This window comes from Rhodococcus sp. EPR-157 (assembly GCF_001647195.1).
Lineage (GTDB): Bacteria > Actinomycetota > Actinomycetes > Mycobacteriales > Mycobacteriaceae > Rhodococcoides.
Map to the genome: position 1 here is coordinate 1 of NZ_LVCV01000003.1, position 14016 is coordinate 14016.

Annotated in this window: 14 protein-coding genes; 9 read left to right on the forward strand and 5 right to left on the reverse strand. The window is 62.7% G+C overall.

The genetic code is table 11. The features are described from left to right. Positions 1 to 10 precede the first annotated feature (10 nt). The 4 genes from A2J03_RS00060 to A2J03_RS00075 are packed head-to-tail and all read right to left on the reverse strand — an operon-like array spanning position 11 to position 3818. Positions 11 to 547: a maleylpyruvate isomerase N-terminal domain-containing protein gene (locus A2J03_RS00060; protein ID WP_068367997.1), complete on the reverse strand. Its 537-nt coding sequence runs from the start codon at positions 545 to 547 to the stop codon at positions 11 to 13. Then, positions 544 to 1653 (reverse strand): cupin domain-containing protein, encoded by a 1110-nt coding sequence (locus A2J03_RS00065; RefSeq protein WP_068368000.1) that lies wholly within the window; start codon positions 1651 to 1653, stop codon positions 544 to 546. Before A2J03_RS00065 ends, A2J03_RS00060 begins: the two co-directional genes overlap by 4 nt. Before the next feature lie 13 nt (positions 1654 to 1666). After that, entirely contained in the window at positions 1667 to 2554 is an 888-nt protein-coding gene (locus tag A2J03_RS00070) for a fumarylacetoacetate hydrolase family protein (protein WP_068368002.1), read from the reverse strand. A gap of 37 nt (positions 2555 to 2591) precedes the next feature. Further along, positions 2592 to 3818 (reverse strand): FAD-dependent monooxygenase, encoded by a 1227-nt coding sequence (locus A2J03_RS00075; protein WP_068368005.1) that lies wholly within the window; start codon positions 3816 to 3818, stop codon positions 2592 to 2594. 49 nt (positions 3819 to 3867) lie between these two features. On the opposite strand from A2J03_RS00075, the gene A2J03_RS00080 reads away from it, so the two are divergent. The 9 genes from A2J03_RS00080 (at position 3868) to A2J03_RS00120 (ending at position 13127) form a co-directional block, all read left to right on the forward strand. Beyond that, the gene (locus A2J03_RS00080; protein WP_068368008.1) at positions 3868 to 4659 is read left to right on the forward strand and encodes an IclR family transcriptional regulator; all 792 of its coding nucleotides are present in this window, start codon (positions 3868 to 3870) and stop codon (positions 4657 to 4659) included. A 169-nt stretch (positions 4660 to 4828) separates the two neighbouring features. Beyond that, positions 4829 to 6190, forward strand: a complete 1362-nt coding sequence (locus A2J03_RS00085; protein ID WP_068368011.1) for an MFS transporter — start codon at positions 4829 to 4831, stop codon at positions 6188 to 6190. A gap of 215 nt (positions 6191 to 6405) precedes the next feature. Then, positions 6406 to 7392: a fumarylacetoacetate hydrolase family protein gene (locus A2J03_RS00090; RefSeq protein WP_197480537.1), complete on the forward strand. Its 987-nt coding sequence runs from the start codon at positions 6406 to 6408 to the stop codon at positions 7390 to 7392. Further along, a complete protein-coding gene (locus A2J03_RS00095; protein WP_068368013.1) occupies positions 7389 to 8513 on the forward strand; it encodes an FAD-dependent monooxygenase in 1125 nt (374 codons plus the stop codon). The genes A2J03_RS00090 and A2J03_RS00095 overlap by 4 nt, the downstream gene beginning before the upstream one ends. Next, positions 8510 to 9529 (forward strand): amidohydrolase family protein, encoded by a 1020-nt coding sequence (locus A2J03_RS00100; protein WP_068368016.1) that lies wholly within the window; start codon positions 8510 to 8512, stop codon positions 9527 to 9529. Before A2J03_RS00095 ends, A2J03_RS00100 begins: the two co-directional genes overlap by 4 nt. Further along, the gene (locus A2J03_RS00105) at positions 9526 to 10464 is read left to right on the forward strand and encodes a VOC family protein (RefSeq protein WP_068368021.1); all 939 of its coding nucleotides are present in this window, start codon (positions 9526 to 9528) and stop codon (positions 10462 to 10464) included. Before A2J03_RS00100 ends, A2J03_RS00105 begins: the two co-directional genes overlap by 4 nt. An 80-nt stretch (positions 10465 to 10544) precedes the next feature. Continuing rightward, positions 10545 to 11435 (forward strand): fumarylacetoacetate hydrolase family protein, encoded by an 891-nt coding sequence (locus A2J03_RS00110; RefSeq protein WP_331712345.1) that lies wholly within the window; start codon positions 10545 to 10547, stop codon positions 11433 to 11435. Next, positions 11428 to 12141 (forward strand): SDR family NAD(P)-dependent oxidoreductase, encoded by a 714-nt coding sequence (locus A2J03_RS00115; RefSeq protein WP_068368026.1) that lies wholly within the window; start codon positions 11428 to 11430, stop codon positions 12139 to 12141. Before A2J03_RS00110 ends, A2J03_RS00115 begins: the two co-directional genes overlap by 8 nt. Continuing rightward, positions 12138 to 13127 carry a cyclase family protein gene (locus tag A2J03_RS00120; protein ID WP_156520118.1) on the forward strand — a complete coding sequence of 330 codons (990 nt, stop codon included), beginning with the start codon at positions 12138 to 12140 and terminating at the stop codon, positions 13125 to 13127. The genes A2J03_RS00115 and A2J03_RS00120 overlap by 4 nt, the downstream gene beginning before the upstream one ends. Positions 13128 to 13137: 10 nt before the next feature. Here the strand turns inward: A2J03_RS00120 and A2J03_RS00125 are convergent. After that, positions 13138 to 14016: LysR family transcriptional regulator (locus A2J03_RS00125; protein ID WP_068368036.1), on the reverse strand; the 879-nt coding region annotated here is incomplete at its 5' end.

Consider the following 14016-nt stretch of genomic DNA (forward strand, 5'->3'; position numbering starts at 1 on the left):
CGCGCGTTCGTCAATCCCGGCGGAAGAGGTGTGGGCCGGAGACGGGGCGGGCCCACACTTCCTTCGGTACTGTTCCGTCGTCGGCCGCTCCCAAGCCTACGGCTCCGAACCACACCGTATGGGCGCGGTTCCACGTCAACTCGTCGAGTGTCACGATCCCCTGAGGAGTGGCGACGGTTCTGTTCCAGGTGGCGGTGTCGAGCTCACGCCATTCGACGTTCAAGTGGACAGCTGCGTGGGCGTGCAAGTTCCGCAGCGCGACGGCGGGAAGTGTTGCGGCATAGATGATGTCGCATCGGGATAGGGGATTCCACTGCGGCATCTCATCTCCGGTTCTGGCGATTGCCACGAGTTCCGCCATGCGTCGCGCTTGAGAGCCGACGTACGCGACTATGTCGCGGCGTACCCACCCGTCGAGTGCCGACGGATCGTCGAGGTTGCTGTCGTCGAGGTCCTGCACCGCACGTGAGAAGAACGCGGTACCCCGACGTGCTGCGAGCAACGCTGCCAAGGGGTCCGAGTCCGCGGTGGTGGAGTCGGCGGTCACCCTCGACTGCCGGCGTGGAAGCGGCCGGTATCCGGGTAGTACGTCCGCTGGAACTTCAGCCGCTCGATTACCGGTGCGTCCGAAAATCGGAACAGGTCGAATCGGCTTCCGGCGTGCAAGGACCACGGAACCCAGGACGGCACCACGAAGAGATCGCCCTTGACCAGCTCACGCGTTTCTCCGGCGAGGACAACTGTGCCTGAACCTTCGAACACCTGCCATACCGACGAACCGACTTCTTGTCGGGTGGCCGTTGTCGTTCCTGCACGTAGCCGGTGAAATTCACAACGGATGGTCGGTAGTACGTCTCCACCGTCGGTGGGGTTGGTGTATTTGACCGCTGCGTGTCCCGGCTCGACGGTACCGGGATGGCCTTCGTCTTCGAGCTTGAGTTGCTCGGTCAATGCCCGGTCGGTGTGCTCCCAACGGTAGGCCGCGATCGGGGTCGCAACCTGTGCTTGCTGGCTGGAGAGCGGGGTGAGGCCTGGATGGGCCCAGAGACGCTCGGAGCGCGACACGGCAGGTGTGCTGTCGTCGGTGACGCGTTCGGACCCGAATTCGAAGAAGCCCAGGTCGATGTCGTGTGCCAGCGGAACATCGAGCCCGTCGATCCATGCCATGGGCTGGTCGGTGTCGTTGTGGTGCCCGTGGAATGCCCATCCGGGTGTCATCAACAGATCTCCGCGCCGCATCGCGACGGGGTCGCCGTTGACGACAGTCCACACTCCTTCACCCTCGACGACGAACCGGAAGGCGTTCTGCGCGTGCCGATGTTCCGGCGCTGTTTCGTGCGGTCCGAGCCACTGGATCGCGCACCACAACGTCGGCGTCACGTACGCGGTCGGGGTGAGGCCAGGATTGGCCAGACCGATCGCACGGCGCTCGCCTCCGCGGCCGACCGGGACGAGATCGCCCGCCCGCTGTGCGATGTCGAGCAGGGCCGACCACTTCCAGACGTGCGGCTCGGCAGCCGGCTTCGGTGCCATGGGCATCAAGTCGTTCGTCTGAGTCCACAGCGGAGCAGTGGAGTTGGCGATGAAATCGTCGTACAAACGATCGAGCTCCGGGCTCGAATCCGGTGCAGTGTGGCCTGGTTCGGCGGTCATCTGTTGTTACCCTTCATCGAAGCTGCAGAGCGCGTGCGTCGTGCTGTGCGCCTGGCCGATCGGCGTAAGCAATGGCTTCGCGGTCGGACACACGGACCTCGAGCGCGCCGATTCCGTCGATTTCGAGCCGCACGCGAGTGCCATCGACGATCGGGCCGACGCCCGCCGGAGTTCCGGTGGCTATGACGTCGCCGGGGTGCAGGGTCATCACCGAGCTGGCGTAGGCCACCAGTTCCCGAACCGAAAAGATCAGTTCCGACGTGTTCGTTTCCTGCCGTAGCTCGTCGTCGACCCAGCAGCGAAGCGCCAAGGCATCGGGATCGGTGATCTCGTCGGCCGTGACTATCCACGGTCCGAGAGGAGTGAAGGTGTCGAACGACTTTCGCGTCGAACGATCTTCGGTGGAGCGGACCGTGATGTCGAGGACCCCGGTGTAGCCGAAGATGTAGCTCTTCGCGTCGGCGGCGGAGACGTTCTTGGCGGTTCGTCCGATCACGATCGCAAGTTCCCCTTCCTGGTCCGTACGAATGTCTCTGTACGGCAACAGGATTTCGTCGTTGGGCCCGATAACGGACGTGTTGGCCTTGAGGAACACACCGTACTCGGCAATGGTCCTCTGCTCGTGCATCTCAGCCTTGTGGTCGAGGTAGTTGACCGGTGCGGCAACGACTTTGCCGGGTCGAGGGAGTGGGGCGGATAGTGCGACGTCGCCGAGTGGGACGGCTGGGGAGGCGGACAGGTCGAGGTGCGCGAGGCTTTCTGCCGTCCCGCCTTGCTCTAGCCAGGGCAACCACGGGCCGCCGTACGCGCCGGCGGAAGTGGGAAGAAGATCGGTTATGTCGTGGACGACGTCGTTGATGACGAGTGCGGCGCGGTCGCCGTTCAGTACTGCAAGACGCATGAGTTCGATGTCCTTCGTAGAGGTGTGGGGGTGCGGGTCAGACGCCGGCGAGCGCGCGGGACTTCAGCAGGTCGAGAACGGGGCCGCCGTAGATCCAATCGGAGTAGTCGAAAAGATCGGTGCCGCTCACCTGTGCGAGGAGCTCGTTACGCAGCACGCGATCGACGCCCCGCGCGTGGCAGATATCGCCGAACATTCGTGCCTTGGTCTGTACCTCTGCGGTGCGTGGTATCCGTGATGCGCTGAAGTGCTGCAGCACCGTCGGCCATTCGATGGTGGCATCGGCGTCGTCGACCAGGATCTCGAGGGTCTTCGCGTCTTCGAGCGCTTGGCAACAACCCTGGGCCAGGTACTGCAGCATCGGATGTGCGGCGTCACCGGTCAGAATCAGTCGATCTTCGCCCCAGAAGTCCGCGGGTCGGCGGTCGTACAGCGGCCAGTGCCTGTCCGTACCTACCGATTCTAGTGCGCTGCGGACGTGTGGGTGGCATCCAGCGAATACCGCCCGGAATTCGTCGATTCCGCCGAAATCGGTGTCACCCCTGAGGAATCCAGGGGACTCGAAGACGGCGACCTGGTTCAAGACCTTCCCGGCACGCAGGCGGTACTGGACGAGGTGCCAGCCCGGCCCGACCCAGACGACCACATCGTCGAGTTCCCTGTCGTGCTCCGACACGTTCTCGATCGGCACAGTGCCGCGATAGGCAACGTATCCGGAGGGGACAGGTTCGTCGCCGACAATTGCCTGGCGCAGGACCGAATTCAGACCGTCGGCACCGACGGTGACATCAGCGGAGAACACTCGTCCGTCGGTCGCGACCGCGGTGGTCCCGACGTCACTGACGTCGACGCGGTCGATCCGGACGCCCGTCATCATCTGGACACCGGCCTCGCGACACGCTTCCAGGAGAATCGCGTGCAGGTCCGTGCGATGGATGACGACGTAGGGCGCGCCGTATCGCTCGCGAAAGTCCACGCCCAGGGGAAGCCTGGCGATCTCCTCGCCTGAGATGGCGTCACGCATGACGATGTTGTTCGGCAGGACACCGATCGTCCGGACCTTCTCCAGAAGCCCCCAGGAGTCGAGGATGCGCGTCGCGTTCGGCCCGATCTGCAGGCCGGCACCGATCTCGCCGAACGCCTCGGCTTGCTCGACGACGGTCACGCTACAGCCCGACTTGGTCAGGCCGAGTGCGGTGGCGAGACCGCCGATTCCGCCGCCCACGACGAACGCTCGACCGTTGTCCAGATCACATTTGCTCATGTCGAGCAACGTAGGACGCTGGAGTCGAGAGAGTGAATACAATTCCGCTATGCGCAATCCGCCACTGCCTGAGCGTCCGAACGGAGCTGTCGGTTCACTCGACCGCGGGCTCCGGCTGCTGCAACTTCTTCGCGACTACGGCAGCCTCCGAGTGATGGACGCAGCCGTTCACCTGGCCGTCTCCCGATCGAGCGCTCATCGATTGCTGCAGACACTCGTCTACCGCGGATACGCGGTTCAAGACGACGATCACACGTACCTGCCGGGACCGTCTCTCGACGCCGGCCCCGCGAGGCTCGCATGGACCAAGGACTTCAGGGCTTTGTGCCAACCGCATCTACAGGTCCTTGCGCGACGAAGCGGCGAGTCGGCCAACATGATGGTCCGAGTCGGCAAGAGCGTTCGCTTCCTCGGTACCGTGCGTGCTCAGTCTGTCGAAGCAACAAATGATCGGGACGGGCTCGTCATGCCCGCACATCGTGCATCTGGCGGCAAAGCCCTTCTTGCCGAACTGTCCGACGACGCCTTGCGCTCGCTGTACTTCGGGGGCACGGCCGATGGAGTCCACGCTTTGAGCGAGGCCGATTTCGCGAAGCTGCTGGCAGATTTGGAGTCGGTTCGACGCCGCACATTCGCCGTCAACTTCGAGGAAACCGAAAGTGGCGTCGCTGCGGTAGGAGCCGCAATCCATAACGGGATGGGGGAGGCGGTCGGTGCGTTGTCGTTGTCGATGCGAACCGAGCGTTTCGCCGCTGTCGCGGACAAGACGCTCGTCCCGTTGCTGCTGGATGCGCGTACCCAGATCGAGCAAGACCTTCGGTTGGTCTCGTTGAGCAGGTAGACGCAGAACGGTGCACGGGTTGCGTATAGCGGAATCTGGTAGGCGATCAGAGCCGATGCTCCCTAGTTTTCACTCCATGACCAACTGTGACTCAGCTAACTTTCTGCCCCCCGCGGTGTGCTGCGCCGTGCGCACGGCACCGCGCTCATCAGTCGAGGTGATCTGATCGATGGACATCAGAGAGAAAATCGAATCGTCGCCGATGCAGCCCATTCAGTTCGGGGTGGTCGCGGTCTGCGTGCTGTTGAACATGCTCGACGGCTTCGACGTCCTGGCACTCGCGTTCAGTGCCTCGCATATTTCCGACGAATGGGCACTGACCGGAGCGCAGCTCGGTCTACTCCTCAGTGCGGCCCTGTTCGGTATGGCAATCGGGTCGATGGTGGTCTCTCAAGTTGCCGACATCATCGGGCGTCGCCGGACCATCATCATCTGCGCATTCGTCGTGTCGGCGGGAATGGCGTTGTCGGCAATCGCGACCGGCTTCACATTCCTCTTCGTTGCCAGGCTGGTCACCGGACTCGCGATCGGCACCCTGCAGGCATGCCTGAACGTCATGGTCGCCGAATACGCTTCGGCGAAGCATCGTTCGACGGCAATCAGCTTCTACACCGCCGGACAACCCATCGGCGGAACAATCGGCGGGATCATCGCTGGTGTTCTCCTGTCGCAATATGATTGGCGCGCCGTGTTCGTGTTCGGTTCGGCGGCCACGCTGGCAGTAGCGGTTTTGGCGCTCGCCGTTCTGCCGGAGTCGCTCGATTACCTTGTCTCACGTCGCCCCAAGAACGCTCTCGACCGAACGAACGCAATCTTGATCAAGCTTCATCAGCCCGTTCTGGACGTCATGCCGGAGAAGTCGAACGTACCCAACACCGCGAGGACGCGATGGAGGGGAATCTTGACAGGACCGAGTCTGGCGACCACGGCGCTGCTCGGATTCGCCTTCTTCGTGCTCATGGCGGGATTCTATTTCGCCAACTCGTGGACCCCGAAACTGTTGGTCGACAGTGGATTCACGGCATCGGATGGTGTGCAGGCAGGTGTCCTGTTCAGTGCGGGCGGTATCGTCGGTGCGCTGATTTTCGGCCCGGTCGCTATGCGGCTCGGGGTACGCCGGGCGTTGACCATACTGTTCGCCCTCGCCGGCATCGCGTTCGTCGTGTACGCGTTGTCGGTCGACGCGCTGGCTTCGGCCTTCGTCGCAGCTGCGGTGCTCGGTTTGCTGACCAGCGCTGTGATGGCAGGCATGTTCACTATCGGACCGATGTACTACGAGCCCGAGGTGCGCGCCACCGCTGTAGGACTGATCATCGGGATCGGCCGGATCGGTGCGATCATCTCGCCGATCGTCGCCGGCCGACTCCTCGACGCCGATTGGGCACCTGGTGCCCTGTACTACCTGTTTGCGGCCCCGCTGATCGCTGGTGCACTTGCTGTCTTCGCGATGCGCACCAGGCGACCGGTACTGGCGGAGAGTGTGGTGCGTTCCAGTCGCAAAGCGACTGCAACAGAGGAGATTCTGCGCTGACGGAGCGATCGGAACTTACCCCGATCCGTCTTGTTCGTGCCGGGCATTGCGTCGTCTCGTGATGCCCGGCAGGTCGTTGGGGCGGTGCGATTCGCTACGTAGATGGACATCAGCTTCAGTGATATTGCATATCCAATTAGTTTCTTTGACTGATGCGTGTATCTCGCGGGACAGTGGTTGTCATCACATCCATACCGAACGAAAGACAGTCTCCTGTGGATATCGCATCCTTGCCCCTCCCACACTTTGCACTCGGTACTGCCACGCTCGCCGACGAACCCCATGCTGTAGTCCTACTGGCAGGCAATGTTCTCGACCTCGATTCGGTGGCCGACTCGCTTGGCCTCTCCGTTCCCGTCAGTACGGTTGCGGTGCTGGAGGATTGGGATCGCCTACTCCCCGTCCTGCGATCGGCTGCCGAATCCGGCGTGGGTGAGTGGACCGCGCTCGAAGATGCTGTTGTCGAAGCACCGATCGAACCGCGTCAGATCCTGCAGGCCGGTGCCAACTATCGGACTCATGTCATCGATCTGGCGGTCAAGCACGCAGACATATCGAATGGGCGCACCGAAGAGCAAGTCCGCGCAGATGCGGCCGAGATGATGGACAAGCGTGCAGCCGAGGGCGATCCGTACTTCTTCGTGGGGTTGCCGTCTGCTGTCACAGGTCCTTACGACACCGTCACGCTGCCGGCGGGCACCCACAAGAACGATTGGGAACTCGAATTGGTCGCAGTCGTCGGACGGCGCGCCTACCAGCTCTCGAAGGACGAGGCCTTGGATGCCATCGCCGGGTACACCATCGCCAACGATCTGACCACACGCGAACTCGTCTTTCGTCGGGATATGCCAGAGATCGGTACAGATTGGCTTCGAGCAAAGAATGCGCCTGGCTTCTTGCCGATCGGACCCTGGATCGTGCCGAAGGACGAGGCAGGCGATGTATCCGAGATGCGGTTGACGCTGGAACTCGACGGCAAGGCTATGCAGGACGAGTCGACGAAGGACATGTTGTTCGACGTTGCAGCGTTGGTGTCCGCGGTATCGCAGACCGTGCAACTGCTGCCGGGAGACCTGATTCTGACCGGTAGCCCCGCGGGCAATGGGATGCACTGGGGGCGGCTCCTGCGGGATGGCGATGTGATGACCTCCACCATCACTGGACTCGGATATCAGCAGACAGCGGTCGTGGACGCGTCATGACATCGGTACTGGTGATCGGCGGCGGTATCGCCGGTGCGGCGTCGGCAATCGCGTTGGCGAAGGGGGGTGCTTCGGTCGACCTCGTGGAGAACACTCCGCGTGGACATGCGGTCGGATCTGGAATCACTCTGCAAGGAAACGCACTTCGCGTGTTGCGGTCTCTCGGAGTGTGGGACGAGGTCCGAGAGCACGGTTACGGCTTCGACACACTCGGCATACGTGCACCGGATCCCGACGGGACCCTGCTCGTGGAGATGAACGACGCTCGCACGGGTGGTCCCGACCTCCCCGCCGGTATGGGTATGGAGCGCCAGGTTCTGGCAGCGATTCTGCACTCGGCGGCCGAACGCGCCGGTGCCAAAATGCGATTCGGTGTAGCGGCCGACGCGCTGATCCAGGACGAATCCGGCGTGACGGTGACTTTCTCCGACGACACCTCCGGGCGATACGACTTGGTGATCGGCGCGGACGGCGTGCGGTCGTGGACCCGCGCGGCAATCGGGATCGATCTGTCGCCTCGTCCGACAGGCATGGGGATCTGGCGACTGATAGGACCACGTCCAAAGAGCGTTACTCGAACCGATCTCTACTACGGCGGCGCGGGCTATATCGCGGGATACTGTCCCACAGGCAAGAATTCGCTCTATGCCTACATCGTCGAAGACGCCCAGGATCGCGCGGGCCTGTCCCCGGAGCAGCGTCTCGCCGTCATGGTGGGCCTGGCCGAGAACTATCACGGACCGTGGGACGACATCAAAGCTCACCTCGACGATCCGAGCGCAATCAACTACACGTGGTTCGAAACTCACGTACTCGAGGGCCCGTGGCACCGCGGACGCGTCGTACTGATCGACGACGCTGTGCACTGCTGCCCGCCCACGGTCGCTCAAGGGGGCGCCCAGGGCCTCGAAGACGCCTGGGTGCTGTCGGAAATGGTGCTCGGTGCCGGCAGCATCGACGATGCACTGCTCGATGCTTTTGCAGCTCGACGCCTGCCACGGGCGCGCGCAGTCGTGGAAGCGTCGGTCCAGATCGGAACCTGGATGCTCGAGCGCGACCCGGATGCCGACGTGCCCGGTCTGATGGGCCGGGTCGCCGCACTGGTCAGTGAGGCGCCATGAACGGCCGGATAGTGGACGTGCACGCGCATGCCATCGTGCCGGAGGTGGAAGCCGCGGTTGCCGGGCAGCCGGGTCTGGACGCACACCGGGCACTCGATGCCCGACGCAACGGTGCCGAATCTTCGGCCGTGTCGGGAAAGATGTTCGGTGCCCGCATTTCTCAGCTCACAGAGCTGGACCGACGCCTGGCCGACCTGGATGCGGCTGGGATCGACGTTCAGGTGGTGTCGCCGTCGCCGTCGCAGTATCACTACTGGGCCGACCGAGAATTGGCACAGGTGGTTACTTCGAGCGCGAACCGCGGTATTGCCGCCTTGGTCGCCGAAGAGCCGTCGCGGCTCGTCGGCCTCGGGTTGATTCCACTCCAGCATCCGGCGGACGCGGTGACCGCTCTCGACGACGCTGTCGTGACATGCGGACTTGCCGGTGTCGAGATTTCGTCGTTCGCGCCGGGCGTGGAGCTGTCCGACGAGCGGCTCGAACCGTTCTGGGCTCGCGCGGAAGAACTGGGTGCAGTGGTGTTCGTGCATCCGTTCGGATGTTCTCTCGACGAGCGGCTCGATCGCTTCTACCTGTCCAATACGGTGGGGCAGCCGGTCGAGAACGCGGCGGCGTTGTCGCACATCATCTTTGCAGGGGTACTCGACCGGTACCCATCTCTGAAATTGTTGGCGGCGCACGGTGGCGGCTATCTCCCGACTTACATCGGGCGCTCGGATCACGCGTGGGAGGTCCGCCCTGAGGCCCGTCGATGCTCCGCCCGTCCGAGCAGCTATCTCTGTCGCATCGCGTTCGATTCGCTGGTGCACGGGCCGAATGCGCTTCGAGCTCTCATCGACACAGTCGGAGCGGAGTCGGTCGTACTCGGGTCGGACTATCCGTTCGACATGGGCAACGAGGATCCGGTGGCGGAGGTTCGTGCCGCAAAACTGCCCGAGCTCGTCACACAGTCCATTTTGAGCGACAACGCTTTCCGGCTGGGTCTGTCGCCCGCATCGTCAGGAGTCAGCTCATGAACAACTATGCCTTCACCCATCTTCGGCACGTCGATCTTGCTGTGCCCGACTATGAGCAGCAACTCAACTTCTACACTCATCAATGGGGGCTGACGAATGTCGGAACGGACGGCGACGTGACCTACCTTGCCGCTGAAGGATCGCCCGAGCAGTACGTCGTTCGTATTCGCAAGGATGCCGACAAGCGGCTCGATCTGGTTTCCTACGGAATGGCCGACGCAGCGGGTGTCGACGCTCTCGCCGAGCGCCTCGCTGTGGGTGGGGTGCAGCTCGTGGGTGAACCCGACTCTCTGCAGACAATGGGCGGAGGGTACGGATTCCGGTTCTTCGACGTCGACGGACGCACCATCGAGGTGTCCGCGGATGTCGCTGTTCGGCAGCACCGCAAGGTCGAGGAGGGCGAATCGATCCCGGTCAAGCTCTCTCACGTGGTCTTGAATTCGCCGAATCCCGAGGCGACAGTGGCGTTCTACGACAGGTGGTTCGGATTCAGGTTGTCGGACACGCTCATGCATCCACGGATGGGCGAGATGATGTGGTTCCTCCGGACCAATCCGCAGCACCACAGTATGGCCATCGCGCGGGGTCCGCACGTGTCGTTGCACCACGCTTCATTCGAGCTCCGCGGTATCGACGAGTACATGCGCGGCACCGGCCGAATGCTGCGGGCCGGCGTCGAGAAGATTTGGGGCCCTGGGCGTCACAAAGCGGGGAACAACACGTTCTCCTATTTCCTCGACCCCAATGGAAACACCATGGAGTACACCACCGAGCTCGAGGTTCTCGACGAGGACACCTGGCATCCCCACCTGCTCGACTTCTCGGCACCCGAGGTGTCCGATCAGTGGGGTACCGCCAATGCGATGGATGAGTTCGTGGCCAAGAAATCGTTCAACGACCCTGACAAGGGCCTGTTCATGGCACCGCCGGTATGAAGTTCGCGACGTACGAACGCGGCGGCTTGACGTCAACTGGTGTTGTGCACGGCGAGCGAGTTTATCCAGTGAAGGAGACGATGCAGGAGCTGTTGAACGCCGGACTTGCTCGTGCCCTCGACCTCGGGACCGACGCGCTCGACGCACCTTCGATCGAATTGAGAGAAGTGAGGCTGCTGGCACCGTTGCAACCGAAAACGATGCGGGACTTCGTCGCATTCGAGGAGCACGTCGAAGGTGTACGCCGCAGTGTGGACGGCCAGGAAGGGGTAGTGGACGCCTGGTACGAGGCCCCTCGTTTCTACTTCACCAACCCGTACACCGTCAGCGGCCCCGGCGCGGTGATTGCACCGCCTGCAGCCTGCCGAGCGCTCGACTTCGAGCTGGAAGTAGCTGCAGTGGTGGGGGAGTCCGGCTCCAACGTGACGATGGCCGACGCCCACAACCACATCTTCGGCTACACGATCCTCAACGACTGGTCGGCGCGAGACATTCAACGTCGTGAGATGCAGGTCAGCCTCGGACCGGCGAAGGGCAAGGACTTCTCGAACACGCTGGGACCGTGGATCGTGACTGCCGACGAAGTGCACAGCCGCCGAGACGCGGATGGGTTCCTGGACATTTCGTGCACCGTCGAAGTGAACGGTCAACTCACCGGCCATGATTCGCTCGCCAACATGGGATGGAGCTTCGACGCTCTCGTGGCATACGCCTCACGCGATTCGTGGGTGCACCCGGGCGATGTTCTCGGCAGCGGTACCGTCGGCAACGGCGGCTGCCTTGCAGAGTTGTGGGGCCGGCGGGGAGAACAGACGCCGCCCCCGCTGCAGACCGGCGACGTCGTGACCATGACAGTCGTAGGCATCGGAGTTCTGGAGAACACCGTCGGTGAATCGCGAGCCGTCCCGGAGATTCCCACGGCCCGAATCGTCGATCACCCGCGAACCAGAGCCGATCAAGCAGATGTCTGATCTCGACGGTCGAACCGTGGTCGTCACCGGTGCCGCAGGCGGAATCGGCGCGGCCGTGGTCGATGTACTGCGGTGTCGGGGTGCCGTTGTGTACGGCGTCGACCTCGAGACCGGATTCGACGTCACCGCCAAGGCAGACTGGGACGAACTCGTCGACAGTATCGTCGGCGCGATCGACGGTCTGGTCAACTGCGCAGGAACTACCTGGCGCGCCAGGCTCGACAACGTCCGCGCTGACGACATGACGCGCCTGCACTCGGTCAACGTCATCGGTCCGCTGCTGGGAATGCAGGCGGTGACACCGAGAATGGCCAGAGGTACGTCGATTGTCAACGTCGGTTCGCTTGCTGCGACCAGCGGCCATTATCCAGTGGCGTACACCGCCAGCAAGTGGGGCTTGCGCGGACTCACCAAGTCTGCGGCGCTCGAATGGGGTCCACGCGGGATACGCGTCAACATCGTTCACCCCGGGTTCATCGACACGCCGATGACGCAAGGGGCATCTGCCGCGTTTCGAACCGCCTCGATCGCCGAGACACCACTGGGTCGAACCGGTGATCCCGACGAGGTTGCCGCAGTGGTGGCGTTTCTGCTCGGTCCGGACGCGTCGTTCGCTTCCGGAGCCCAAGTGTCAGTCGACGGTGGTGCCGGATCGCACGGCGGGGTCAAATCCATTTCCGATGCTCTGAAAGAGGCTTCCGTATGACCGGCACCTACACCCCACACACTATCGACCGCACCGATCCGGAAGGCGAGATTGCAAAGTCTGCGGCAAGGAATCGCAACTGGGGAAGATGGGGCGAGGACGACGTCCGAGGGACGATGAACTACCTCACCGATGATCTTCGATCGGCGGCGGGTTCGCTGATCGTCAAGGGTGTTTCTTTCTCACTGTCGCAAAGTTTCGACATGGACGGTCCGCAGAAGGGGTGGCGTCGGCGGACGAACCCGGTACATACGATGCTCGACACCGGTACCGACGCTGCGGCCGGAATTCAGGGTTTCCCGCACGGACTGGGCGGTGCCGACGACGTCGTATCGATGCCTTTGCAGTGTTCGACACAGTGGGATGGTTTGGGCCACATCTTCGATCACGGTGTGGCGTGGAACGGCCGCCCGGCAGGTTCGGTGGTCACCAGCCTCGGTGACAGAGTGACCGGAATCGAGACCGTAGCCAACGGAATCGTCGGTCGTGGTGTTCTACTCGATGTGGGCAGACGATTCGGAGAGCGGGGGGAACTACCCAACGGGTTCGCCATAACCACTGAGCATCTGGTGGCGACCATTGAGGCGCAGGGTCCCACGTCCGAGGTGCGGCGAGGTGATCTTGTGCTGATACGTACGGGGCAGCTCAGTCGTGTTCGTCGTGAAGGCTGGGGAGATTACGCCGGCGGAGCAGCGCCCGGACTGTCGTTCACCACCGCAGATTGGTTGCACGACAGTGAGATCGCTGCTATTGCCACCGATACCTGGGGATTCGAGGTGCGGCCGAATGAGTTCGACGTCGCGTTCCAGCCCCTGCATCAGGTGGCGATTCCGAACATCGGCTTGTTCCTCGGCGAGATGTGGGATCTCGATGGGCTGGCCGAGGACTGCGCTACGGATGGCACGTACGAGTTCTTCCTCACCGCCGCTCCGATACCGGTGACGGGAGCTGTCGGTGCGCCGGTGAACCCGATAGCAGTCAAGTAGGGCCCGCGGATCACAGAGGTTCTGCAGTGGCCAATTCTGCTGCGCGCCCAACGATGTCTCGCAGGAAGATATGCTCTGGATCTCGGTCGTAGACCGGGTGCCACCACATGGCTTCGACCAATTCCCCTACTTCTACCGGGCACGTCATCGTACGTAGGCCGGAGTTGAGGGGCAGGAGTCGAACCAGCTTTTCTTGAAGCAGCGCAATGCGATTGCTGCCGGCGATGAGATTGGGAACGGTGAGAAAGTTCTCGGTGATCACCTGTACGTTCGGCTCGATGCCGAGCATGCGCAGTTGGCGGTCGGCAGGGGTGGCTGCCGATTGGCCGTGGAACACCACGACCCAGGGCGAGGTCTTCAAATTGTCGATGGTCAGTTCTTCGGCGACGTTCTCGTTGTCCGAAGAAACGATCATGACCCACCGGTCGCGATAGAGATCCGTGTGCGGGAGGTCTGTCACGAAACCATGGGGCACGAGCATCAAGTCCGTGCCTACGAGCGTGTGTTCTGCGCGAGCTACCAGGTCAGGGCTTGTCGGCCGGAAGCGTAGGCGCGCATGAGGCGCTGACTCGGTGAAGAGTCTGGTGAGTGTGTCTCCTAGGACCGTGATTCCGTAATCGCTTAGCAGAACACCAAATTCGCGCGTCGACTGCGCAGGGTCGAACTCGGGTTGCGCGGAGAAGACACGCTCGACGCCATCGAGGGCAAGGCCGGTGCGTTGACGAAGTTCGGCTGCCAGCGGAGTCAGGTGGTACTCGTTGCCGACTCGGTAGAGCAGTTCGTCACCGAAGTGTCGTCGCAGGCGCGCCAGGGAAGCTGACAGCGCGGGCTGGCTCAGGCTCAGTTGCTGAGCGGCTTTGGTCACGCTCTTGTGCTGTACAAGAGCGTC